Raw genomic sequence first — 23,714 nt, 5'->3', positions numbered from 1 at the left:
TGGAACTTCATATGCGCGTTCATATTGCGACTGATCATGCAGGTTTTGAACTCAAGGAACACCTGGTAGGCGTCCTGCGCGATGCCGGCTACGAAGTCGTGGACCACGGTGCAACCACCTATGACCCCAACGATGACTATCCTCAGATGTGCATTGCAGCGGCCGAAGGCGTCGCCGCTGAACCGGGCTCTCTGGGCGTTGTTATTGGAGGCTCTGGAAACGGTGAGCAGATGGCTGCAAACCTGGTCAAGGGAGTCCGTGCAGCACTGGTGTGGAATGAAGAGATCGCGGTTCTTGCTCGCGAGCACAACAATGCCAATGTCATTTCCGTTGGCGCGCGCCAGCATTCCCTTGAAGACGCCACGCGTTTCGTTCTGACCTTCTTGTCCACGCCCTTCAGTGAAGATGAGCGTCACAAGCGTCGCATTGCCGTCATGGATGCCTACTGATAGATCCTCTAGCCCTGACCGGTGATGGTTAGGTAAGCAAGAAGAATATTGAGCAGAATAATTGCCGCTGCAATCACGGAAGCCACTGTGATTGTCAGCGGCTTATTCGCGTACTCGCCCATGACTTCTTTGGAGCGGGTGAGTCGCATGAGAGGGACGATCGCGAAGGGAATTCCGAAGGACAAGGCCACCTGAGAAAGGACTAAGGCCCAAGTCGGTTCTGCACCCATTCCCAAGATGATCAGTGCCGGAATAATGGTCACCAGTCTGCGTGCCAGCAGGGGAACGTTCACATGGAGGAGTCCGTTCATGATTTCAGAACCCGCGTAGGCGCCAACTGAGGTCGAGGCCAAGCCCGAAGCCAGAAGACCGAGTGCGAAAATTGTTGAAACCGTTGGACCTAATGCGTGTGCGATCGCGTGGTAGGCGCCCTCGATCGTGTCTGTTCCTTCGACTCCGGATAGTGCAGATGCCGCAAGGAGGAGCAGACCGATGTTCACGATTCCCGCAATGCTCAGTGCCCACAAAATATCGTGACGTGTTGCTCGAAGGAGAGCTCTCTTGTGGGGGTGCTCAACTTCAGGATCGGTGTGGTGGTCATTGACTAAGGACGAGTGCAAGTAAATCGCGTGAGGCATGACCGTCGCGCCAAGCATTGATGCGGCAACCAAGATCGAATCGGAGCCCTTGAAGCGTGGGATCAGCCCCGAGGCCACTTCCGACCACTGTGGGGGAGCGAAGAAAAGTCCCGCAAGGAATCCGGCTGTGATGACAACAAGCATCCCGATGATGACTGCTTCGAAGATATTTTGACGGCGTCCTTGGAAGAGCAAGATCACGATGGATGCGCCGCCGATGATGACGCCCGACCACAGGAGCGGAATGCCGAAGAGAAGATTGAGGGCGATCGCTCCGCCGATGACTTCTGCGAGGTCCGTTGCCGCCGCGACAAGCTCAGCTTGGAGCCAGAAAAGAATACGGTTGCGGGGACGAAGGCGCTCGCCAAGGAGGGTTGGAAGTGATCGACCAGTGACAATACCTAGTTTCGCTGAAAGGTATTGAACGAGCATCGCTGCGATATTGGATAGGACAAGAACCCAGACCAAAAGGTAGCCGTAGCGAGCACCAGCTGTAATATTCGCTGCTACGTTTCCGGGATCAACGTAGGCAATTGCAGCGATGAATGCAGGCCCCATGAGTGCAAAAAGCCGATGTTGTTTGAGACGGTGCCCGCTTGCCATTGTTCCCCCGACAGTCGTAAATCTTCGTATAACCGAACTTTACTCCACTATTTTGTGAGCTGTCACAGATCAATGCGTGTGGCACAGGTGCAAGGCAAACTATTACCCTTAAATAGTGACTCCAGAAGAACTTGCATCCCATATTCATGATTTATTGCTCGCCGAGATCGCTCAGGGGCATTTGTCTCTCGATCCCGCCGACGTCCCCGACACAGTGAAGGTTGAGCGTCCTCGAAATAGAGATCACGGCGACTGGGCAAGCAATATCGCTATGCAGCTCGCCAAAAAAGCAGGGATGAACCCGCGTGAATTTGCGCAGATCCTTGTCAACGGTCTCAATGAACTCGACGGCATTGACAGTGCCGAAATCGCCGGCCCCGGCTTTATTAATATTCGTCTTGCTGCAGCTTCTGCAGGCGAGCTTGCCCGCAGCATCGTCGAGGCCGGTGGCGCTTTCGGCCGCGGCGAGTCCATGAAGGGCCTGCACATCAACTTGGAGTACGTCTCCGCCAACCCGACGGGTCCGGTTCACTTGGGCGGTGCGCGCTGGGCAGCCGTTGGTGACTCCCTTGCACGCCTAATGAAGGCTTCGGGGGCGAAGGTCACCCGCGAGTACTACTTCAACGATCACGGCTCGCAGATTGATCGCTTCGCTCGTTCGCTCTACGCGCGTGCGATGGGACACGAAGCCCCCGAAGATGGCTACGGCGGCCAGTACATTGCTGATATCGCTACCCAGGTGCGCGAAGACGCGGTCGCGGCAGGAGAGCCCGATCCGGTCACGCTTCCCGAAGAAGAAGCCGTTGAGGCATTCCGCGCGCGTGGTGTTGAGCTGATGTTCGATGAAATCAAGCAGCGTCTGCGCGATTTCCGCTCTGAATTCGATGTCTTCTTCCATGAGGATTCGCTGCACAATTCCGGTGCAGTTGACGCCGCAATCGAAACCTTGCGCAAGCGCGGTGAGGTCTTTGATCAAGATGGTGCCGTGTGGCTGCGGACAACCTCTTACGGAGACGACAAGGACCGTGTGCTCATCAAGTCTGATGGCCAGGCTGCCTACTTCGCTGGCGACGTTGCCTACTACCTTGATAAGCGCCACCGTGGTGCCGACGTTGCGATCTACCTGTTGGGCGCCGACCACCACGGCTACATTGGTCGAATGATGGCAATGTGTGAGGCTTTCGGTGATAAGCCGGGCGTCAACATGCAGATCCTCATCGGACAGATGGTGAACTTGGTGAAGGACGGCGTTCCCGTCCGTATGTCCAAGCGCGCTGGAACCATTGTCACCCTTGACGATCTTGTCGACGCTGTGGGTGTGGACGCTGCTCGCTATGCACTTGTTCGTGTCTCAATGGATTCAAACCTCGATATCGATCTGGATCTCTTGGGATCGAATACGAATGAGAACCCTGTGTACTACGTGCAGTATGCGCATGCTCGCACCCAAAATGTTGCGCGTAATGCTGCCGAACACGGTGTGAGTCGCGAGGCTGGTTTCAATCCTGCAGCGCTTGATACCGCAGCTGATAGCGACCTTCTCGGAGTGCTTGCGCAGTTCCCCGCGCAGGTTGCACAAGCTGCCGACTTGCGTGAACCGCACCGCGTTGCGCGTTACCTGGAGCAGCTCGCAGCCGCCTACCACACGTGGTATGGCCAGTGCCGTGTCACTCCTCGCGGGGATGACCCGGTGGATGAAGGCCACGTTGCACGCTTGTGGCTCAACGATGCCGTCGCCCAGGTTCTGCGTAGTGGTCTGGACCTTCTCGGTGTTGCGGCTCCCGAGCGTATGTAAAGGCAGTCGATAGATGCCGTTGGCCCCGTAGTTTCATGCGAAACTACGGGGCCAAGGTGTTTCAGCCTTCAGCAGGAGCAGATGCCCTAGGCAACAGGTTCACATTAGGAAAGAGAATCAAAGAGGATGTTGAGCCCCTCGCCCATGGTCGGGTGCGCGATGGGAAGCATGCGCAGCTGCTCATAGGTCAGCCCTGCTTCCATTGCGACTTGAACCGCGGTAATGACTTCACCGGATTGGGGACCCACAAGGGTTGCTCCCAAAATCTTGTGGGTATGCGCATCAACGATGGCTTTCCACTTTCCAGTCGTATCGCGCATAGTCTTTGCGCGAGGAATTGCGGCCGTGTCAATTGATGCGACAAGAACCTCAAGACCGCGCTGCGCAGCTTCGGTTTCGTTGATGCCAATTCGTCCCAACTCGGGGTGAGCAAAGAGTGCCCAGGGGATCACTCGGCCGGCCTTCGAGGTGCGTGGGTCGTCCAGGGAAACGCCGTCCAGCTGCTCGCGGATAATGCGGTAGTCGTTCCACGAGGCGTGGGTGAACATCGGGGTTCCCGCGCAGTCGCCTGCTGCCCATACGCCCTCGACGGGGGTACGCAAGTGATCGTCAACCTCGATGAAGCCTCGTTCGCTCAAGCGAATCCCGGCCTCGGCAAGGCCAATGCCATCGGTGTTGGGAACGCGTCCTGCCGCAACCAATACACGCTCGGCGCTGACTTCGCGTCCATCCGAAAGCTCAATTCGGATATTGTCGCCGTCCTTTGCAGCCGACTGCGCGCGGGCACCGGTGAGGACAGTGACGCCCTGCGTGCTGAGCACTTCCTGGTAGATTGCAGCGATATCTGGGTCTTCACGGTCAAGGATGTGCTCGCCCGAAGCGATCACAGTGACCTGTGAACCGAAGGTCGCCATCATCGAGGCAAACTCGACGCCGATGTAGCCGCCGCCAATGATTGCCAAAGAGGAAGGAATTTCTTCAAGGCGCAGGATATCTTCGCTATCCCATGCGCCTGCTTCCCACAGGCCTGGAATCGGCGGGTGTGCGGGGCGCGTTCCGAGGTTGAGAAGGACTTTGTCGGAGTGGAGCTGGCGTGTTGTACCGTCTTCCAAAGTCACTTCGACGCTGTGCGCATCGAGGAGCCTGGCGCTTCCACGCATGAAGTCGATGCCGGGGGCAGCGAAGAACTTCTCATGCGCGGCGATCATCGCTGAGACGATGCCATTCTTGTGCGCGCGCAGCTTCTCAATGTCGATGTGAACGTTCCCAGTCCCTTCGACACCGAAGACGGAATCATTGCGGGCCTCGTCGAGGCGACGTGCCGAAGCGACGAGGGACTTGGTGGGGATGCACGCCACGTTAATGCACGTGCCGCCGATGAACTGTCGTTCAATGAGCGCGACCTTCCATCCGTGTTTGGCGCGGTTCATTGCCAGTGATTTGCCGGCCTTTCCGCCGCCAACAACGATGAGATCAAAGTTCTCCATGGCCCGTCCTTCCGTTTCTAAGGCCTGTTTCATCCACTTCAACGACATGGATGGCAGGACATTCCCTGTTTCGCAGGAAGGTGAGGGGGATCACTGAGATTTTTGGCTTTGGCGTTTTGTCCGCGATGTTGGGGCAACAGAGAAAGGATCTTCGGGCCAATGATGTTTGGGGTATCTACCGCGAAGCTGAGAACGAACCTGCTGATATGGTCCCTTCCAAAAGGAAGCAAGATCACTGGTGATCGCAACGGGGCGGCCTGCCGGATCAGTCAGCTCAATTCGAAGCGGAAGGCGTCCTTGAACAAAATGCGGAGTATCGGTCCAGCCGAAGGCCTCTTGGACACGCAAGCGTACGTATGCTCCGTCTTCGTCCCATTTCACGCTTCGATGAGTGCCCGTCGGAATCGTGATCTGCTGTGGTGCCTCTCGTTCAAGATCCATATTGAGTGGCCAGGGGAGCAGCGCATTCAAAGCTTCGCTCAGGTCCAGCTGGGAAAATGCCACTCCCTCACTCCACTGCTCGCTCAAGTGATCAATGCACGCGGCAATGATGTGGGCGTCATCAAGTGCGGGCCAAGGCTCTCCGATGAGTTTTCGACACGCCATGATTCTCATACGAAGCTGTTTCGCATTGTCATCCCACGGAAGATCACTTGCGCTCATTTCCTCTAGATTTCGCCGCGCCACCTCGCGCATTTCAGATCGGTCAGGGGAAGGCAAACGCGTACGAGAGAGCACGATGGCTCCCAGTTTTTCTTCCACGAAACCAATAATTACGCCATTTTCGACACGTAGCGACGAGGTTTTCTCACGCAGATGCGAAGCTGCCAGATCAACATCATCACCGTCAATGGGTAGAGCTGAACGGATAATGGCATCCGCATTGCCCGCAGATTGAAGCTCAGCAATCGCAATCCACTCGCTGCCTTCCAAAGAAGAAGACGGAGGAAGACTAGCTCCCTGTCCAGAAGCAAGTAGATAACGCGCGCTCTGTGCACGTTTACGTGCAATTCGCAGCGGGTATGCACAGGCGACAAAAAGAGGGAGCGCCTGCGAAAGCGCCTGCTTTGTACTGGTATTGAGACGAGGGCGAATACCGGAAGTTAAACGTGCAGCTGACTCTTCCACTCGCTTTCCCTGAGGGCTCGAGGGGGAGAGGGAAAAGACAGCACTTAATAAATCAGCACCCTGCGGGCGAAGATCTTCGGATACAAGCGCTGCGCACATGGCTGCGATATCACGTGGAATATTTCCCTGAAGCGTACTCAGGGCATGTGCAATTCGAGGATCAACGGGGGTAAGGACCAACTCGCGGCCGTGGGGAAGGGCAAGTCCCGCCTCGTCAATCGCACCCAAGGCCTGAAGGCAGGTGCGTGCGTAGTCTTCGTAGCCCGTGCTTGGGGTATCCAAAAGTTGCAGGGAGGAGAAGTCTGCTCGCGACCAACACGCAACCGAAAGAAGCGGAGGAACGGGGTCGCAGGTGGTGATTTCAGGGGAAGGATGCGCTGGACGCATAGCCCAAGTAGATTCCTCCATCGCGCGAATGCACACGCCCGGCCCCACTCGTCCCGCACGTCCCGCGCGCTGAATCATTGAAGAACGAGGCGATGGGATCGTGACCAATGAGCTTGCCTCGCGGGAAGGGGAGAAACGAGTCTGACGGCTCAAGGTTGAATCGATGACAATTTGCACTCCGGGGACAGTCAACGCACTCTCTGCAATAGCCGAAGAGACGATGATTCGTCGTTCATTGGACGGCGCAAAGATCTCATCTTGGCGATCGGGAGAAAGCTGAGCATGCAGAGGAATCACCTGTGCATTCGCGCCATCAAGAAACTCACAAACCCTTTCGATCTCCCACACTCCTGGAAGAAAAACCAGAACATCACCGGGATAAGTGTCAAGGGAAGCCCGAGCGAGCGAAGCAATATGACGCAAGAAACCGCGGCTGATTCGATCTCCTTGAAAGACCTCAATGCCACGCGGCGGCGCCTCCCACAGGACAGAAACGGGGAATAACTCGCGTGTGAGTTCAAAGAAACGCGAAGGAAGATCGACTAGAAGCTGCCCCAGAGCGACGTCATCGATGGTCGCGGACATGACAACTAAACGCAGATCTTCGCGCAACAGAGAGCGAATATCGATAAGAAAAGCCAAAGACAGGTCGCTATCGACAGCCCGTTCGTGGAACTCGTCAAGGATCACGCAGCCGATCCCGTCAAGCCCCGGGTCAGAATGAATCATTCGCGCGAGCACTCCCGGGGTCACGAATTCAATACGTGTTTCCCTACTGCGTTGACTTTGCCCGCGCACGCTAAACCCCACGAGATTGCCGAGGCAGTCGTTGAGTAGGCTCGCGAGGCGCCGCGCGCACGAGCGTGCACTCATTCGCCGCGGAGAGCACACAATAACGCGTTGTCCGCTCGCTATGAGATCCGCGCAGGCAAGAGGGATAAGCGTTGTTTTGCCGCTTCCCGCGCTCGCTGAAACAACAGACACACTGCCCGGGGTGAAAGCTTGGGAGAACTCAGGGAGCAATGCGTGGACGGGAAGATCCGCTGCGCTCGCAATCGCTTCCTGAAAGGTCAACACCGCATCAGTATCGCACGAAGCTTCACAGCCCGCGGATGCGCATCGATAAACGATGCCTCTGGCCCGGAGCAAGAGAAACCACATCGATACCCGAGTTAAAAGCGTCCGGCGGGCAGGTCATGGGCTCGACTGCCAAGCCGGGGCGCCCAAGAGCATCCGCAGTGTGGAGCTGAAGCCAGGGGGTATCCGAGGACAAGGAAACTCCCTGACCCTCATCGTTCGTTAGGTGAACTTCCCACTGCCCTTCAAGGCCACCGAAGCAATGATCGATGAACAGATCGCCAATCTTGTGGGCAGTGCGGAAATCGTAGGCACCGTGAACTGCTTCGATACCGGTGGGGAGAAGATTCTGATCCGTCATGACGATTGTCGAAGCCGGTGAGTACAGTGTGCATTCATCCACGCTGCTCGCCGCAAGAAGGTACGGGTGAAGAGAAGAACCGTAGGGGGCGGGGGAGTCTCCCAGGTTTTTTGCGGAAATGTCGATGCTCAGCCCCTTTTCCGCATCAAGATGAAGATCGAGGCGTGCGCTCAGTGGCCACGGATAGCCTTCCTGGGCAGCGATGAAAGCCTCGAGGACCACGTGCGAGGCCGTCGCATCAACAAACTCCCAAGGAACCCATCCAGCCAGTCCATGTAGGGCCGTGCCGGTCCCGCGATCGTTGATCGGAAGAAGATATTCCCTTCCATCCCAGGTGTAACGTCCATCGGCAATGCGGTTGGGCCAGGGGAGAAGTACTTTTCCGGACCAACCGGGAGCGACCTCGGCGACGTTATGAGGGAAAAGCAAATCGCGTCCGCGCCATTTGAATGAAGAAATCCCACCGCCGACGCTGACGACACTGAGCGTATAGTCCCCGACTTCGCAGGAAAACTCGCGGCCAGAAGCATGGAGAGACATTGTGCACCTCGCTGTGACACCTGCGTGGCCCTTCCACGCTGACCTCACTAGTTTAGGGGCACTGAGTAAGGAGGCGATAAGACTTCAGGCCCGTGTTCGAAGGCACAATGCAAAACGCTTCGGTCATGGACAAATACCTTCACGATCTGCCGATACGCGTACTATGAAGGAAGCAATGGCGCTGATAATCAGGACACACGAGAGGATTGACATGCCTGAAATTACGAACGGACTCGTTGACGATCTCCGCCACGCACACGCGGATGAGCTCGCCCTAGCGAGGAATGCCGCAACTCAAATGGGAATCGAAACAGCATCGCTGAACCGTGAAGCTATCCAACACACGACGACGGCGATCTCGCACCGACTCGATGAATGGAAGGCTACCTCGCAGAAGAAATCCGGCCGTTGCTGGCTTTTCTCCTCGCTGAATCTGCTGCGCTCGCGGGCGCGCGTGAGCCTGGGCGTAAAGAACTTCGAGTTTTCCCAGAGCTACGTCTTCTTCTGGGATAAGTTCGAGCGCGCCAACTGGTTCCTCACCGACATCATCGCAACCGCAGATGAGCCCGTTGACGGACGCCTTGTGCAGTTCCTGCTTGCTGATGTCTTGGGTGATGGCGGTCAGTGGGATATGGCCGCATCAATCTACATGAAGTACGGACTGGTTCCCAAGGAAGTTATGCCCGAGAGCGAGGCCTCGACCAACTCTCGCCCCATGAACGCGCGTTTGCGTGCGGTTCTTCGCGTTGGAGCACTTCGTTTGCGTGAGGCCATTGCCGGCGGTGCAGATGCAGAAGAGATCGATGCGAAGCGTCGTGAAATCCTTGCCGATGTTTGGAAGATCCTCGTTGTTTCCTTGGGCGAGCCGCCAGCACGCTTTAACTGGCAGTGGCGTGACGATGAAGGGAATTTCCATCGCGATGGCGAGGTGACCCCCCACGAATTCTACGAGGCTCACGTGGGCGTTGATCTGAGCGACTACATCTGCTTGGTCGATGACCCGCGCCCCGAAAACCCGAAGGGCTCAATGGAAACCGTTGAGCACCTGGGCAATGTCGTGGGTGGCCGTCCGATTCGTTACCTCAACGCTCCCATCGATGCGATCAAGCGCATTGCGGCCGAGCAGATCGTTGCTGGCGAGCCCGTCTGGTTCGGTGCCGATGTCTCCCAGCCCTATGACCGTGGTCTTGGCTTCTTCGTGACTGGAATCCACGATTACGACCGTCTTTTCGGTGTTGATTTCTCTTCGACCAAGCTCGAGCGTGTACGTTCGGGAGAATCCGCGATGGATCACGCAATGCTCTTCACCGGCGTTGACCTTGACGAGGCCGGTGCACCGCGGGCATGGAGGGTCGAAAATTCCTGGGGTGAGGAGCCGGGTGACTCGGGCTTCTTCACGATGGATGATCAGTGGTTCACGGATAACGTTTTCGAGGTCGTCGTTCGTAAGAGCGCCTTGCCCGCAGAACTAGCAGCAAGTCTGGACAAGGATCCGATCGTGTTGCCCGCATGGGATCCCATGGGAACCCTCGCCTAAGGTTCATCTCAAGGAGACGTGATGATTCGCCCTCGCCTTCTGGTCAGTGCCCTGACTGATCACCGTTCAACGTGTCGTGAGCAATCGCTGCTCGAAGCCCTTCAGGGAAGTGTGCTTTCCCAAGCGGTTACTTCATGGGATGTTCAGCTCCATATCGCCGATAGCGATCCTCGGCCAGCGTCCGAGGTTGTGGAGGGAATCGATGCGGTGATTCTCCTCGGTGGCCCCGATGTCCATCCTGAGTTCTACGGCATGGATACCGGTTACCCCCGTGAAGGTCAGCACTGGCCAGATGGCGACCGCAGGCAAATCGAATTGGTTCTGCAGTGCCGACAGCGAGGACTTCCTCTTCTTGGTATCTGCAGGGGACACCAAGTCATCAACGTCGCTTACGGTGGAACGCTCATTCAAGACATGGATGGACATGAAAGCCCGACGCTCTTGGATGACCACCGTTTTAGTCGTCATCAGGTCATTCTTGAAGACGAGTCTTCTTTGACTCGAGCGGGCTTTGGTCATGAGCTCACGGTGAGTTCTGCGCACCACCAGGCAATCGATCGTCTGGCCACGGGACTGCGCTCGATTGCGTGCAGCTCCGATGGCACAATCGAGGCCGTGGAAGACCCGCATGCTCCCATCGTGGGTGTCCAGTGGCATCCCGAAGACCCGCGTTCAGACCGCTATTCTTTTGAACTGCTCTTGGGGATGCTGAGGGAAGGACTGCATTCATGAACCGTGATCACGGTGCTTTCCAAGCTGATGGGCGAAGCAATTGGGAACGCATGATCGCAGGGGACTGGTATATCGGTGATGATCCGAAGATGTCTGAGGTCAGCAGACGCGCTCAACGTCTTCTTAAACTCCATGAAGCCGCCTTTCCGGAAGATCCCGACATTGCACACTATCTGCTCGAGCAAGTATTGGGCAGTGTGGGACAGCGAGTGACGATTCGTCCGCCCTTCCGAGTCGATTACGGAATCAATATTCATATCGGTGAAGGAGTTTGGGCGAACTACGGGTTAACCGCACTTGATGTTGCCGAGATTCGCATTGGTAATGATGTTCTGATCGGCCCGAATTGTCAGCTGCTCACACCAATTCACCCATTGGAACACGGCCCGCGTCGCGAGGGATGGGAGAGCGCCGAACCTATCACCATCGAAGACAATGTGTGGCTGGCCAGCGGCGTGACGGTGTGCCAAGGCGTCACTATTGGCCATGACAGTGTTATTGGAGCTGGCGCAGTTGTGACACGTTCGATTCCGCCTCGCAGCCTTGCCGTGGGTAATCCAGCGCGTGTTATCCGTGAGCTACGTGAAGATGAAGACCGCCAGGTAGCCCTCGATACTTTGAATTGAGCTTCGACCTTATAAACTTTGGGCCACTGCCGAGCGTTACGCGCTGGTGCAGTGGCCCAAATATTAACGGCGCTACTTAGTGGACTTCGAAGCCCAGAGAGCGGAAGTATTCGCGGACCTTTTCGGTGGCCTCGGGCGATGGGGGCTTCGTATCCTCCAACTTGTATTCCAGTCCCAAGCTCTTCCATTTGTCGGAACCGAGCTGGTGGAAGGGAAGCACCTCGACGCGGTCAATGACGTTCGTCCAGCGCTGAACGATCTCTCCGACCTTGTGGATATTCTCGGGATCGTCTGTCAGGCCGGGAACCAGAACGAATCGGATCCACATACGGGTTGGGCCACCGCGCTTTGCGATCCGGTCACCGAAGTCGATAGTTGGTTGCAGATCGCGTCCCGTGACCTCCTTATAGGTCTCAGGGAAGCCAGACTTGACGTCGAGTAGGACAAGATCAAGGTTGTCCAGCATCTCTTCGTCGCAGTTGGCGCCCAGATAACCTGAGGTATCGATGCAGGTGTGGATCCCCATTTCCTTCGTGCCCAAGATAATGCGCTTGGCAAAAGCCGGCTGCATCAGTACTTCGCCACCAGATAGCGTGATGCCACCGTTTGTCGCCTTAAATACGCGGCGGTAGCGACGGATCTTGTTGAGCAGCTCGACATCTGAAATGGGAGCGCCGTCCTTCATGAGGAAGGTATCAGGATTGTGGCAGTAGAGGCAGCGTAGGGGACAGCCGTTCAAGAAGACCGTCATGCGGGTTCCAGGTCCATCGACGGCAGTGACCAATTCCCACGAGTGAATTGACCCAAGGGTGCCTTCGCGCATTCGAGCGAGGCGGTCTGAGCGTTCAAGATCAGTCAGCTCTTCGAGGCCTTCAACGCCCTGGCCAGCTGTGCGAGCTAAGGGTGCCTGAAAGTCTTGATCGCGAAGAAGATCAGTGTCACTCAATGTCATGGTCATCGTGTACTCCGTGGGGTGTGCCCTTGACGTTCCTATGGGGAAGAACGATCAAGGTACGGAAAAAATTTCGTCAGTGGGCTGAGAAAGCGAATGGGGCGCGGGCCCTGCGGCCAGCGCCCCATTCAGTCAAGCTACTCTCAGGCAGAGTGGTGGAAGGTGCGGGAAAGCACGTCCAGCTGCTGCTCGCGGGTGAGCTTCACGAAGTTCACTGCGTAGCCCGAGACGCGAACGGTCAGGTTCGGGTAGTTCTCGGGGTGCTCCATTGCGTCCTCGAGGGTTGCCTGGTCGAGAACGTTGATGTTGGCGTGGTACAGACCAGCGCCTTCCTCACGCTCTTCGCGGGCGGCCTTCATGGAAGCAAGACGCTCTTCGTAGGTCTTAGTTGCCATTTCATTTCTCCTTTTCTTCCGGGTGGGGCCGGATAGACAAGCGGTGTTCCGTTTGCCTAAGACTTGTTTCTATCAGTAGCCCTTGGTTGCATCGACGCAGCAGGAATCGTCGGGAACGAAACCTGCATCGAGGATGCCCACCAGGTTGGTGATCTGCTCGTCGCGCGTACGACCAAGACCCTGAGGGGTAATGGTGTTGGTCAACGAGATACCGTCCAGCGCGTCGTTGTAGTCGAGCTTGGCAACGGAAAGCATGGAGGCAACCATGCCGTGAGTATCGATGCCGTTTTCCGGGTTCGCGCCAGGTGCGAAGGGGGTGCCCTTCTGGTGGCCCGAGGGGAAGGAACCGGTTGCCTTACCGTAAACAACATTCGAGGTAATGGTCAGCACCGACTGGGTCGGGATTGCATCACGGTACATGGGGATCGCGCGGATCTTATCCATGATGGTGTGAACGACGGTTGCTGCAATGTCATCTGCGCGGTCATCGTCGTTGCCGTAGGTCGGGAATTCGCCCTCGGTACGGTAGTCAACGACCAGTCCGGTTTCATCGCGGATCGGGTAGACCTTTGCGTACTTGATTGCAGACAGAGAGTCGGCAACGATGGACAGGCCGGCAATGCCACAGCCCATGGTGCGGACGATCTCCGAGTCGTGCAGAGCCATCTCGACTGCCTCGTATGCGTAACGATCGTGGCAGTAGTGGATGATGTTCAGAGCCTCGACGTAGGTTCCGACAACCCAGTCCAGCATCTCTTCGTACTTCGCCCAGACCTCGTCAAAGTCGAGGGGGCCGTCGCCCTTGATGGGCTCGTAGCCTTCCATGATCTGCTTACCGCTCATCTCATCGCGGCCACCGTTGATGGCGTAGAGGAGGGCCTTTGCAGAGTTCACGCGGGCGCCGAAGAACTGCATCTGCTTGCCCACACGCATGGGGGAGACACAGCATGCGATGGCGGCGTCGTCGCCCCAGTGCTCACGAATCTGCTCATCGGATTCGTACTGGATCGAGGAGGTCTCGATGGAGATCAGTGCGCAGAATTCCTTGTAGCCCTTGGGGAGCTTCTCATCCCAGAAGATGGTGATGTTCGGCTCGGGTGCGGGGCCAAGGTTACGCAGGGTCTGGAGCAGACGGAAGGCGGTCTTGGTGACCAGGGTACGACCGTCTTCGCCGAAGCCGGCATCCGACCAGGTTGCCCAGTAGGGGTCACCGGAGAAGATCTGATCGTAATCGATGGTGCGCAGGAAGCGGGTAATGCGCAGCTTAATAACCAGGGAGTCAATGATTTCCTGGGCATCGAGCTCGGTCAGGGTGCCGTTCTTCAGATCGCGTTCGAAGTAGCAGTCGAAGAAGGCGGAGAGACGGCCGATGGACATTGCCGCACCGTCCTGAGACTTCACGGATGCCAGGTAGCCGAAGTAGGTCCACTGCACTGCTTCATGAGCGTTACGAGCAGGACCAGAGATGTCGTAGCCGTAGTCGGCTGCCATCTTCTTGAGCTTCTTCAGAGCCTTGATCTGCTCAGCGTGCTCCTCACGGTAGCGTGCCCAGTGCTCGGAGAAGGGCTGATCTGCGTAGCGATCCTTGTCCTTCTGCTTCTGCTCGATCAGGTAATCGACACCGTAGAGTGCGACGCGGCGGTAGTCGCCGATGATGCGGCCACGGCCGTATGCATCGGGAAGGCCGGTGATGATGTGTGAGGAACGCGCTGCACGAATGCGAGGAGTGTAGATATCGAAGACAGCATCGTTGTGAGTCTTGCGGTACTGGGTAAAGATCTTCTTGACCTCGGGGTCAACTTCCTTACCAGCTTCCTTGATGGCGGTCTCAACCATGCGCCAGCCGCCATTGGGCATCATCGCACGCTTGAGGGGGGCATCAGTCTGCAGACCGACGATAACATCGTCGTCCTCGCTGATGTAGCCGGGCTTGAAAGCGTCAATGTCCGCGGGGGTGTGGGTGTCAACATCGAGGATGCGAACCTTACGTTCCTCCGACAGGTAGTTCTTTTCAAGGGTTTCCCACACGCGCAGGGTCTTTTCCGTCGGCCCGGCGAGGAAGGAAGCATCTCCTTCGTAAGGGGTGTAGTTGCGCTGAATGAAGTCACGCACGTCGATTTCTTCGGACCAGTGGCCCCTAACAAAACCGTCCCATGCGTCGGTAGCGACGTCGGCGGTCTGCTGATCAGTCATTTTCCCTCTTCTCGGTTGCCGTGGCTTTCAGGCTGAAAACCTCCGGTTGATGAGGCTCGGCCTCATCTTTGGTGCCGTGTTGGGCATCTGGTAATAGTGTCCCTCACTTGATGCCCGGACAGCATCTTTATGCGCCTTTCGCCTATATGTGGTGTCTAACAATCTGGGACTTTTGTCGCTCCGGTCACTACAAGTATAGGACAAAAGTCCCTAACCTGAAGTGGTTGAAAGTTGCGTATCTCAAAGTGCTTGTTGAAACCCGTAGGGGAGAGCTTGGCACAGTAGACTCGTCACAGTTCAAGGAAAGAAAAGTCCGCATTGATGCGTGCGTGACACCTGATGCAGGGGGAAAAATGAGCGCAGCTACGCCGATTCGTATTGGTGTCCTGGGAGCAGGAACGGTGGGTGGCCACGTTATTCATTTGCTCGACCAGTGGGCGGATGAATACGAGCGACGCTTAGGGGTGCGTCTCGATGTCGAATCTGTGCTCGTTCGTCGCCTCGAGGCCAAGCGCACTTTCCCCATCGCCTCGGAACTTTTGTCAACGGATCCTTATGCGGTGATCGATGGAAAAGACATTGTTGTCGAATTGATCGGTGGGGTTGAACCCGCCTTTGACTATGTGATGGCTGCCCTGCGCAATGGAAGTGCTGTTGTTACAGGAAACAAGGCATTGATTGCCTCGCGTGGTCCAGAGCTTTTTGAAGCTGCTCGTCAGGCCAATACTCGCTTGTATTTCGAGGCCTCGGTCGCGGGTGCAATTCCCGTGATCCATGCACTCTCCAGCTCGCTACGCGGAGATCGCGTGCGTCAGATTGCGGGAGTCGTGAATGGTACGACGAACTTCATTCTCGATGCGATGACGACGCGTGGTGCTGACTACAACGAGGCCTTGGCTCAGGCGCAAGAGCTCGGCTTCGCTGAAGCGGATCCCAGTGCAGACGTTGAAGGCTACGACGCCTCGGCAAAGTGCGCGATCATGTCCTCCTTGTCTTTCGGCCGCTGGGTCAGTGTTGATTCTGTTCCGAGGCAGGGTATTACGACTTTGTCGACCAAGGACATCGCTTTTGCTGCCGAGCTTGGATGTGTGGTCAAGCTTGTGGCGCGTGCGCAACTCAGGGTTGAAGCAGGGGAGCAGGTATTAGCTCTTGGAGTGGAACCGACCTTCGTTCCTTCCGACCATGCCTTTGCCTCGCTTCATGGTCCCGCAAACGGTGTCTATGTTGAGGCTGAAGCTGCCGGCACGCTCGCCTTCCTCGGTTTGGGTGCGGGTGGTTACCCGACGGCCTCGGCAGTTCTGGGGGACATTGTTTCCGCCGCTCGTGACCGCGTTGATGGTCAGGGGGCGCTGCGCCTCGAAGAGGAAAGTGATGTTGTCCTCGCCTCTGAATGGAGCGTTGCTTCGCCTTTTATTATTCGTCTCGGCGTGCGCCAGGGCGCTAGTGTGTACGAAACGATTGCGGCCGTTTGTGCCTCCCGTGAAGTGTCGCTGTGCAGTCTCGATGTCGTCAGGGGTGATACTGAAGGGGAGCAAATCGTCACGTTACGCACTCAGTCTGTTTCGAGAGACCGTGCCCATGGCCTCGTCGATGCCCTTCAAAGTGCGTGTGACGTGCTCACTCCGCCCGTAATCTTCCCCATGCTGGATATCTAAAATCTGGAAAGTGACCCTCCATGCGTATCACCCAAGACTTCGTTGCTGTTCGTGTTCCGGCAACTTCGGCGAATCTCGGACCGGGTTTTGATTCTTTCGGTCTTGCCTTAGATCTGTGGGATCAGGTCAGTGTCCACGCCACCGCAGGTCCGACGCATGTCGCGATCGAGGGTGAGGGGGCCGGGGTCCTTGACGAGGGCGAAGACCATTTGGTTGTTCGCTCGCTTCGAATGGGACTTGAAGCCGCTGGGGTTGCTCAGGTCGGGATCCAGATGCACTGCACGAACCGTATCCCTCATTCCCGAGGCCTAGGTTCTTCTGCGTCGGCAATTGTTGCTGGGCTTGGGCTTGCGCGCGCCCTTATTGGCGATCCCGAGGCGCTAACCGCTGAAGATATTCTTGCAATCGCAACGGAAATTGAAGGTCATCCCGATAATGTTGCACCCGCTATTTCGGGTGGCGTCACGGTGTCGTGGATGGATGATGATGGGGCGCCCGGAATGGTGCATTTGTCGGGAGAATCTCCCATTGACCCCGTCGCTTTTATTCCTGACTTCGAGCTAGCGACTTCGAAGGCGCGGGCTGTTTTGCCTGAGCAGGTTCCTTTCACCGATGCGAAATTCAATCTTTCAAGGGCTGGGATTTTGGCCGCCGTCTTGGGAGGGCAGACGCGCGTGATCGGTGCAGGACATGATGTGCATGACTTGCTCATGGCCGCGACAGAAGACCGCCTCCATCAGGACTATCGTCGTCAATCCATGCAACCTTCGCACGCTCTGGTTACGTGGCTTCGCGGTGCGGGTAAAGCGGCTGTTATTTCGGGGGCTGGGCCGACAGTTCTCAGTTTGGAAAGTATTGATCCGAAGGTCCAGGCTGATGCTCAGGCTGCTGGTTGGAAGGTTTTGCCTCTCAAACTGGCGAAGTCTGGTGTGCAGATTACTCGGGGTAATCTTTCAAAGATTGACGATGGGCGAGTGTTTGTGTGATTTAGCGCGCAGACTGAAGAACTCTGCCGCGAAAAGTAGTGAGAAAACCTGAGCGACTTGCTACTATCGCACTGAAGGAAATCCTTCGCTCTTCCATATTCCTGTTGGAATGTGTCTTTTTATTGATCTCATGTTGATTGAGAAGTTCACCTGGCCTTTGAATGGGCCATGCATGTGAGGATTATCAGTTGAGCAACGATGTGACCACCCAAGAGCGCGAACTTTCGCGACTGAAGTTGGTGGAACTCAAAGCTATGGCCACTGAATTGGGCCTCAAGGGCGTTTCTGCCATGCGCAAGCCCCAGCTCATCGAGGCAATTAGCACTGCCCAAAGCAGCAGTCCAGAAGCTTCCGCCCCGCGTCGTCGCCGCGCGGCACGTGAGGAGGCCAGCGAAGCCCCGCAGGTGAGTATCGAACTCCCCGAGGCCTCGGTGCAGGAAAGCGCTTCCGAAGAACGTTCTTCGCGTGAAGCAAGCCTTCCGCGTAAGAGTCGCCGTCGCCGCGTCGTCTCCAGTGAAGCGGCTGAGCCTCCGACCGTCACCCTGGATCTTCCTGCCCCCGCTCAGCGTGAAGAGGAAGAATCGGCACCCAGCCAGCACATTGAAATTTCGCTCCCCGATAGCGACGATCCTGAATCCCGTGAGCGCTCGCGTCGCGATCGCGAAGGGCGTCGTCGTGGCCGTGGTCGAGAAGGCCGCGAATCCCGTCGCGAACGTGGCGACCGCGGTGAACGAGGCGAACGCCGTGAAGCTGCAGCGCAAGCTTCGGCCTCGGAAGAGAATCTTGCACCGATCGCGGGCATCTTGGACGTTCAAGAAAACCATGCTTTCGTGCGCACCTCGGGTTATTTGCCGGGTCCGAACGATGTTTATGTCACCCTCGGCAATGTCCGTCGTTGGGGCCTGCGCCCCGGTGACGCGGTCGCAGGCGCCGTCCGTCAGCCTCGTGAGGGAGAGCGTCAGCGCCAGAAGTACAACGCGCTGGTTCGCGTTGACTCCGTCAACGGTATGAGCATTGAGGATGCACAGGCTCGTCGTGAGTTTTCCAAGCTCACCCCGATCTACCCCGATCAGCAGCTGCGCATGGAGACCTCTGCTAAGGCTTATACCCCTCGCGTCATTGATTTGGTTGCTCCCATTGGTAAGGGCCAGCGTGGCTTGATTGTCTCGCCGCCGAAGGCCGGTAAGACCATGGTCATCCAGCAGATCGCCAAGGCAATCGAGCTGAACAACCCCGAGGTTCACCTCATGGTTGTTTTGGTTGATGAGCGCCCTGAAGAAGTGACCGATATGCGTTCCATCGTCAAGGGTGAGGTCATTGCATCGACCTTCGACCGCCCGGCATCGGATCACGCAATCGTTGCTGAACTGGCGATCGAGAGAGCCAAGCGTCTGGTCGAACTCGGCCAAGATGTCGTCGTTCTTCTTGACTCCATCACCAGGCTTTCTCGTGCCTACAATCTTGCGGCACCGGCCTCGGGTCGTATTCTCTCCGGTGGTGTTGACGCCTCTGCGCTGTACCCCCCGAAGAAGTTCTTTGGTGGAGCGCGCAATCTGCGCGAAGGCGGATCGCTGACCATTATTGCCTCGGCACTGGTTGAGACCGGTTCGAAGATGGATGAAGTGATCTTCGAAGAGTTTAAGGGCACAGGCAACATGGAACTGCGCCTCTCGCGTCAGCTCGCTGACCGCCGAATCTTCCCGGCTATTGATATCAACGCTTCGGGAACCCGTCGCGAAGAGATGCTGCTCAAGCCCGAAGAACTGCGCATCATGTGGAAACTGCGTCGAGTTCTGGGCACCTTGGATCAGCAAAGTGCGTTGGAAGCGGTTTTGGATCGTTTGAAGGAAACGCAATCGAATGCGGAATTCCTCATGCTGGTTCAAAAGCAAGTTCCTTCCGCAGACTGAAGATAAGCGACGAGTGGGGCGAAAGACTAGACGGTCTTTCGCCCCATTTGTTCTGCCTTGGCAAGGTCACTATTCTGCTACTAGTTGACAACGAAATGGGATGGTTATGGCTGATACGCCTCAAGTGATTGTTCGAGACGACCCCTCAGGCAAGAAGAAGGCAACTGCGCGGCGCGGCATGATGCGAATGCTTTGCGGGCTGCTCGTCATGCTCTCTGTTCCGGCTGTGTGGCTCTTCCCGATTGTCATGTCGAGTATTTCAACCGCGCGTGCTGCTAACCAGTACTATCCCAATGTTGAAATCTATGATCAGACCTCAAGCTTTGGCGCTATCAACGGGCAGAGTCTTCAAAGCGCGCTCGGGCAGGTGCCCTTCAAGCAGCCGGTGAAGCTTGTGGTTCTATCCACCGACACTGTGCCCACTGGTAACTTCAATGAAGCGGTCTTGAACTACGCGCGAAGTTCTCATAAAGAATGGCTCTCGGCAAGCGGAAACAAGTGGGCTGACGGCCTGGTGATCCTCGCGGTATCGCCGAGCTATCGAAAAGTGGGTACGTACTTTGGGGAAGACACCAAGGTATCCAGCAGTAAACAAGACAAGATCCAAGAAGCCGCCAAAGATGATTTCCGGGCCGGGCGCTGGAGTGCGGGAATGGTCGAAGCTGCAAAAGAAGCGGCGCGCTACGTTCCAGACGCGAATGGAAATAGTACATATGATGGAGAGCTTCCTCCTGGGCCCGCATGGTTTGTCTCTTTCTTAGGTCTGGTCACCGTATGGAAGGGCTTCAAGCTCCGTCGCGAATCGCGTCGTAACTTGCGTCAGGCGCGCGAGCATTGGGAAAACGTGCAGGCGGACCACAATCGAGCCGAGCGAGCTTTTGCTTTAATCGGTGATAGCGGCAAGTATCACGATGAACTTGAGCTGCGCTACACCGAATATGAAGCGAATTTCCGCATCGCTCAAGAGAAATGGGCGGAAATTGGAACCCCCCGTTTCTGGGAGTACTTCAGCGCTGTTCTTAAGGACAAAACCGATACTCTCCTCAGTTTGACCAGCTCAATGGATTCAACTGATGACACAGTTTTCTCTGCCTCTGAGTTCTTTAACCTCGGCAGTGGATGGGTCGACGCTTGGATGAAGGAAATCGGCCCGGTCATTGAGGACCTGACTGCGCTTGGGGAACTCGTCACCTCGGTGAGCAAAGAAATGGGAACCCCCGACGCAATGCGAGGCCAAGAAGAGATCCTCCGTTGGATCGTTGATCAGCAGGCACTCATCGTCCAGCTCAAGGACCAAATCGGTCAGGGCGCGGTTACCCCCGTGAACGCTTTGGAAACACTTGATCGTATTGCGAATGAAACTCGAAATTGGGTCAAAGGTGTCGTCGTGGCATCGCTCAAAGCTGATACCACCAAACTCGGGCAAGAACGCTACGAGAAATGGGAAACGATGCAGGACGAATCCGATGGCGCCGCAACGGTCGGTTACAAGGGCTCGTATCGCCTGAATGGCACCCTTCATACCTATGATCCTTCCTCAACCATTCGCCTGAATACCCAGAGCGCGGGGGTGAGTGCGGACACTCTGAAATCCATAGCTTTTGGAAGCTACCGCATGCCCGGATGGGAATCGGATACGTATATTTACCAGTCGATGTGGTACCAACAGCACACCTACAACACGGCTCACACCTGGACGCACAGCAGTGATTCCAGTGATGGAAGCTATGGAAGTTCAGGCGGAGGCTTCTCCGGTTCGGGCTCGTCCTCGTCCTTCTGAACGCGCCGCCCAAACATTGCCCATTTCACGCTCAGCGAATGGTCTGAGCGTGGCAATCATGGGGGAGGACATGGCATAATGTCATGTCGGCTTCCGCTTCACCGCTTCGTCCCGCTGATTTTCAGTGGAAGGTGACTCATCGCCAGATGCGATGGGCACTGCGATTCGGACCCGGGGCACCAAACGATCCAGGAGATATATCCATGAAGAAGGGCATTCACCCCGAATACGTGGACACCGTCGTGACCTGCACGTGCGGTAACACGTTCCACACCCGTTCCACCCTCACCTCCGGTGAGATGCGCGTGGACGTGTGCTCGGCTTGCCACCCGTTCTACACCGGCAAGCAGAAGATTCTTGACACCGGCGGCCGTGTCGCCCGTTTCGAGGCGCGTTACGGAAAGCGCGTGCGCCCCTCCAAGTGAGCTCGCAGTCGGCGCCGGCGACACGATGTCGTCGGCGCCGACGTGTGTCAACAGCTACCCTTGAATCAGGTCTAGGGAAGGATCAGTCATGAGTGCTCTCGGAGAAGAATTCTCCGCATTAGATGCGTTGCTCGAGGAATATACAGAGCTTGAAACGCGAATGTCTGATCCTGAAGTCCTTTCCTCCCCATCACTGCTCAAGCAGGTTTCCCGCCGCTACGCTGAACTTTCTCGCATTAAAGCAGCAGCCGATCAGCTCAGCCATGCGCAAGATGATCTTCAAGCAGCACAAGAACTCGCTGAAGATGATCCTTCTTTCGCGGAGGAAATCCCCGCGCTCGAAGAGGAAGAAAAGTCTGCGCACGAACATCTCCTCTCGATTCTTGCTCCACGAGATCCCGATGATGCCTGCGACGTGATCTTGGAAATCAAGGCTGGCGAAGGTGGCGAAGAATCTGCGCTTTTTGCCGCTGACCTTGCCAGAATGTATCTGCGCTATGCGGATTCGAAGGGCTGGAAGGCAAGCGAGCTATCTGCCACCTACACCGAATTGGGTGGGTATAAGGAAATTACACTTGCCCTGCGAGCAAGCGGTAACCCCACTCCCGATGAAGGCGTGTGGGCACACCTGAAGTACGAAGGGGGAGTGCACCGAGTCCAGCGCGTTCCCGTAACCGAATCACAGGGACGCGTCCATACCAGCGCTGCCGGTGTCTTCGTCATGCCCGAACTTGAAGTCGATGACGAAATTGTTATCGACCCCAATGACTTGCGAATCGATGTCTACCGTTCATCGGGCCCCGGCGGTCAGTCGGTGAACACAACCGATTCCGCGGTGCGTATCACCCACCTTCCTTCGGGAATCGTCGTCTCCATGCAGAACGAGAAATCGCAGCTGCAAAATAAAGAAGCAGCACTGCGTGTTCTTGCCTCGCGATTGGCTGCTGAAGCCAAAGCCAAGCGTGAAGCTGAAGCCTCTGCGCAGCGTCTTTCCCAGGTGCGCACCGTCGACCGATCCGAACGCGTCCGTACCTACAATTTCCCGGAGAACCGCATCGCCGACCACCGTAGTGGTTTTAAGGCCTACAACCTTGATCAGGTTCTCGATGGCGCGCTTGATCCCGTGATTGCTTCTCTCCAAAGCGCAGACGAGGCCGAGCGCCTCGCATCTGCAGATGCACATGTATGAGTACTCAATCTGAGCTTCTCACTTGGGGGAGCGCTCAGCTTAAGGAGCTCTCAACTGACAGTGGGGGAGCTTCACCTGCAGCCGAGGCCCGCTACCTTCTCGCGTGGGCACTGGGCGTGGATTCTCTCCTTCGCGCACCCCTTGAGGTCCCTCCCATCGCCGAGGCCAGCTACCGCACTGCCGTCATGAAGCGAGCGCGCCGTATCCCTCGTTCCCATGTCACTGGCCAGATGTATTTTCGAGGACTCGAGCTTGACGCGGGCGAGGGGGTCTTCACCGTTCGCCCCGAAACAGAAATGCTCATTGAACACGTTCTGGAGCTGATTTCGAAGGAAGGGATTCCAGCGGGGGAATGGGTTGATCTGTGCAGCGGATCGGCGGCAATTGCGCTTTCTTTGAGCCTCGAGGGAAAACATCACGTGACTGCAGTTGAAGTGGATCCCTCCGCGTTGTCCTACGCGCAGCGCAATGTTGCCGCGCACGCCCACGCCAGCGTCGGCCTCGTCAATGGGGACGCAACCCAAGCCTCGACGCTCAAGGAACTGGGCGGGAAAGTTGCGCTTCTCGTCACGAATCCCCCGTACGTTCCGCCCTACGAGGCACCGACTCAGCCTGAAGCGCAGCGTGACCCGGCCGTGGCGCTCTATGGGGGAGGGGACGATGGTACACAGATCCCCAAGCTACTGATTGACCGTTGCCGTGATTTGCTGGTGAAAGACGGCCTTTTAGCCATGGAGCACTCGGCGTCGCAAGCCCAGACCTTGAGGGAATATGCGCGTGAGTGCGGCTTCACTCAGGTCCGAACCCTCAGTGATTTAGCTGGCGTCCCACGCTTTTTGTTCGCTCGATATACCGAAGGAGAGTAGAAA

Annotated in this window: 19 protein-coding genes; 12 read left to right on the top strand and 7 right to left on the bottom strand. The window is 56.6% G+C overall.

Annotation, left to right across the window (positions count from 1 at the left end; translation table 11 throughout):
- Positions 1-11: 11 nt before the first annotated feature.
- The gene (locus tag ACWNMW_RS00585) at positions 12-449 is read left to right on the top strand and encodes a ribose-5-phosphate isomerase (RefSeq protein ID WP_034502870.1); all 438 of its coding nucleotides are present in this window, start codon (positions 12-14) and stop codon (positions 447-449) included.
- Between the two features lie 8 nt (positions 450-457).
- On the opposite strand, the gene ACWNMW_RS00580 is transcribed toward ACWNMW_RS00585, so the two are convergent.
- The gene (locus ACWNMW_RS00580; protein WP_034502872.1) at positions 458-1,690 is read right to left on the bottom strand and encodes an Nramp family divalent metal transporter; all 1,233 of its coding nucleotides are present in this window, start codon (positions 1,688-1,690) and stop codon (positions 458-460) included.
- A 115-nt stretch (positions 1,691-1,805) separates the two neighbouring features.
- Here ACWNMW_RS00580 and argS point away from each other — a divergent pair, with 115 nt between their 5' ends.
- The gene (gene argS, locus ACWNMW_RS00575) at positions 1,806-3,485 is read left to right on the top strand and encodes an arginine--tRNA ligase (protein ID WP_449489686.1); all 1,680 of its coding nucleotides are present in this window, start codon (positions 1,806-1,808) and stop codon (positions 3,483-3,485) included.
- A gap of 104 nt (positions 3,486-3,589) precedes the next feature.
- On the opposite strand, the gene ACWNMW_RS00570 is transcribed toward argS, so the two are convergent.
- From ACWNMW_RS00570 to ACWNMW_RS00560, 3 genes are all read right to left on the bottom strand, one after another.
- A complete protein-coding gene (locus tag ACWNMW_RS00570; RefSeq protein WP_449489685.1) occupies positions 3,590-4,972 on the bottom strand; it encodes a dihydrolipoyl dehydrogenase family protein in 1,383 nt (460 codons plus the stop codon).
- Between the two features lie 90 nt (positions 4,973-5,062).
- The gene (gene hrpB, locus ACWNMW_RS00565) at positions 5,063-7,564 is read right to left on the bottom strand and encodes an ATP-dependent helicase HrpB (RefSeq protein WP_449489684.1); all 2,502 of its coding nucleotides are present in this window, start codon (positions 7,562-7,564) and stop codon (positions 5,063-5,065) included.
- 22 nt (positions 7,565-7,586) lie between these two features.
- A complete protein-coding gene (locus ACWNMW_RS00560; protein ID WP_449489683.1) occupies positions 7,587-8,465 on the bottom strand; it encodes an aldose-1-epimerase in 879 nt (292 codons plus the stop codon).
- Between the two features lie 211 nt (positions 8,466-8,676).
- On the opposite strand from ACWNMW_RS00560, the gene ACWNMW_RS00555 reads away from it, so the two are divergent.
- From ACWNMW_RS00555 to ACWNMW_RS00545, 3 genes are read left to right on the top strand one after another with little or no spacing between them, the layout of a single operon-like run.
- Complete coding sequence (locus ACWNMW_RS00555; RefSeq protein WP_299063354.1) at positions 8,677-10,002, top strand: C1 family peptidase; 1,326 nt, start codon at positions 8,677-8,679, stop codon at positions 10,000-10,002.
- Between the two features lie 21 nt (positions 10,003-10,023).
- On the top strand, positions 10,024-10,734 hold the full coding sequence (locus ACWNMW_RS00550; RefSeq protein ID WP_449489682.1) for a gamma-glutamyl-gamma-aminobutyrate hydrolase family protein: 711 nt from the start codon (positions 10,024-10,026) through the stop codon (positions 10,732-10,734).
- Positions 10,731-11,360 (top strand): sugar O-acetyltransferase, encoded by a 630-nt coding sequence (locus ACWNMW_RS00545; RefSeq protein WP_449489681.1) that lies wholly within the window; start codon positions 10,731-10,733, stop codon positions 11,358-11,360. The genes ACWNMW_RS00550 and ACWNMW_RS00545 overlap by 4 nt, the downstream gene beginning before the upstream one ends.
- Positions 11,361-11,436: 76 nt before the next feature.
- Here ACWNMW_RS00545 and pflA read toward each other — a convergent pair whose 3' ends face one another.
- The 3 genes from pflA to pflB all read right to left on the bottom strand — a co-directional run bounded on the left by pflA (position 11,437) and on the right by pflB (position 14,900).
- On the bottom strand, positions 11,437-12,318 hold the full coding sequence (gene pflA, locus ACWNMW_RS00540; protein ID WP_034502883.1) for a pyruvate formate-lyase-activating protein: 882 nt from the start codon (positions 12,316-12,318) through the stop codon (positions 11,437-11,439).
- A gap of 137 nt (positions 12,319-12,455) precedes the next feature.
- On the bottom strand, positions 12,456-12,707 hold the full coding sequence (grcA2, locus tag ACWNMW_RS00535; RefSeq protein WP_009409237.1) for an autonomous glycyl radical cofactor GrcA2: 252 nt from the start codon (positions 12,705-12,707) through the stop codon (positions 12,456-12,458).
- Positions 12,708-12,779: 72 nt separating this feature from the next.
- Positions 12,780-14,900, bottom strand: a complete 2,121-nt coding sequence (gene pflB, locus ACWNMW_RS00530) for a formate C-acetyltransferase (RefSeq protein WP_449489680.1) — start codon at positions 14,898-14,900, stop codon at positions 12,780-12,782.
- Positions 14,901-15,253: 353 nt separating this feature from the next.
- Here pflB and ACWNMW_RS00525 point away from each other — a divergent pair, with 353 nt between their 5' ends.
- The 7 genes from ACWNMW_RS00525 to ACWNMW_RS00495 all read left to right on the top strand — a co-directional run bounded on the left by ACWNMW_RS00525 (position 15,254) and on the right by ACWNMW_RS00495 (position 23,711).
- A complete protein-coding gene (locus ACWNMW_RS00525) occupies positions 15,254-16,555 on the top strand; it encodes a homoserine dehydrogenase (protein WP_449489679.1) in 1,302 nt (433 codons plus the stop codon).
- Positions 16,556-16,575: 20 nt separating this feature from the next.
- On the top strand, positions 16,576-17,541 hold the full coding sequence (gene thrB / locus ACWNMW_RS00520) for a homoserine kinase (RefSeq protein ID WP_449489678.1): 966 nt from the start codon (positions 16,576-16,578) through the stop codon (positions 17,539-17,541).
- A 254-nt stretch (positions 17,542-17,795) separates the two neighbouring features.
- Positions 17,796-19,451: a transcription termination factor Rho gene (rho, locus tag ACWNMW_RS00515; protein WP_449489972.1), complete on the top strand. Its 1,656-nt coding sequence runs from the start codon at positions 17,796-17,798 to the stop codon at positions 19,449-19,451.
- A 106-nt stretch (positions 19,452-19,557) separates the two neighbouring features.
- Positions 19,558-21,231 carry a DUF5129 domain-containing protein gene (locus tag ACWNMW_RS00510; RefSeq protein ID WP_449489677.1) on the top strand — a complete coding sequence of 558 codons (1,674 nt, stop codon included), beginning with the start codon at positions 19,558-19,560 and terminating at the stop codon, positions 21,229-21,231.
- A 203-nt stretch (positions 21,232-21,434) separates the two neighbouring features.
- On the top strand, positions 21,435-21,656 hold the full coding sequence (gene rpmE / locus ACWNMW_RS00505; protein WP_034502888.1) for a 50S ribosomal protein L31: 222 nt from the start codon (positions 21,435-21,437) through the stop codon (positions 21,654-21,656).
- Positions 21,657-21,744: 88 nt separating this feature from the next.
- Positions 21,745-22,845: a peptide chain release factor 1 gene (gene prfA, locus ACWNMW_RS00500; RefSeq protein WP_449489676.1), complete on the top strand. Its 1,101-nt coding sequence runs from the start codon at positions 21,745-21,747 to the stop codon at positions 22,843-22,845.
- Positions 22,842-23,711: a N5-glutamine methyltransferase family protein gene (locus ACWNMW_RS00495; protein WP_449489675.1), complete on the top strand. Its 870-nt coding sequence runs from the start codon at positions 22,842-22,844 to the stop codon at positions 23,709-23,711. The genes prfA and ACWNMW_RS00495 overlap by 4 nt, the downstream gene beginning before the upstream one ends.
- Positions 23,712-23,714 lie beyond the last annotated feature (3 nt).

The sequence above is a fragment of the Actinomyces sp. Marseille-QA0893 genome (assembly GCF_976954355.1).
This window is presented reverse-complemented; position numbering and strand designations above follow the sequence as displayed.

Excerpts from the sequence above, each read along its gene's own strand:
- ACWNMW_RS00585 (WP_034502870.1), top strand. The coding sequence starts at position 12 with ATGCGCGTTCATATTGCGACTGATCATGCAGGTTTTGAACTCAAGGAA.
- ACWNMW_RS00580 (WP_034502872.1), bottom strand. The coding sequence starts at position 1,690 with ATGGCAAGCGGGCACCGTCTCAAACAACATCGGCTTTTTGCACTCATG.
- ACWNMW_RS00570 (WP_449489685.1), bottom strand. The coding sequence starts at position 4,972 with ATGGAGAACTTTGATCTCATCGTTGTTGGCGGCGGAAAGGCCGGCAAA.
- ACWNMW_RS00560 (WP_449489683.1), bottom strand. The coding sequence starts at position 8,465 with ATGTCTCTCCATGCTTCTGGCCGCGAGTTTTCCTGCGAAGTCGGGGAC.
- ACWNMW_RS00555 (WP_299063354.1), top strand. The coding sequence starts at position 8,677 with ATGCCTGAAATTACGAACGGACTCGTTGACGATCTCCGCCACGCACAC.
- ACWNMW_RS00550 (WP_449489682.1), top strand. The coding sequence starts at position 10,024 with ATGATTCGCCCTCGCCTTCTGGTCAGTGCCCTGACTGATCACCGTTCA.
- ACWNMW_RS00545 (WP_449489681.1), top strand. The coding sequence starts at position 10,731 with ATGAACCGTGATCACGGTGCTTTCCAAGCTGATGGGCGAAGCAATTGG.
- pflA (WP_034502883.1), bottom strand. The coding sequence starts at position 12,318 with ATGACCATGACATTGAGTGACACTGATCTTCTTCGCGATCAAGACTTT.
- grcA2 (WP_009409237.1), bottom strand. The coding sequence starts at position 12,707 with ATGGCAACTAAGACCTACGAAGAGCGTCTTGCTTCCATGAAGGCCGCC.
- pflB (WP_449489680.1), bottom strand. The coding sequence starts at position 14,900 with ATGACTGATCAGCAGACCGCCGACGTCGCTACCGACGCATGGGACGGT.
- ACWNMW_RS00525 (WP_449489679.1), top strand. The coding sequence starts at position 15,254 with ATGAGCGCAGCTACGCCGATTCGTATTGGTGTCCTGGGAGCAGGAACG.
- thrB (WP_449489678.1), top strand. The coding sequence starts at position 16,576 with ATGCGTATCACCCAAGACTTCGTTGCTGTTCGTGTTCCGGCAACTTCG.
- rho (WP_449489972.1), top strand. The coding sequence starts at position 17,796 with ATGGCCACTGAATTGGGCCTCAAGGGCGTTTCTGCCATGCGCAAGCCC.
- ACWNMW_RS00510 (WP_449489677.1), top strand. The coding sequence starts at position 19,558 with ATGGCTGATACGCCTCAAGTGATTGTTCGAGACGACCCCTCAGGCAAG.
- rpmE (WP_034502888.1), top strand. The coding sequence starts at position 21,435 with ATGAAGAAGGGCATTCACCCCGAATACGTGGACACCGTCGTGACCTGC.
- prfA (WP_449489676.1), top strand. The coding sequence starts at position 21,745 with ATGAGTGCTCTCGGAGAAGAATTCTCCGCATTAGATGCGTTGCTCGAG.
- ACWNMW_RS00495 (WP_449489675.1), top strand. The coding sequence starts at position 22,842 with ATGAGTACTCAATCTGAGCTTCTCACTTGGGGGAGCGCTCAGCTTAAG.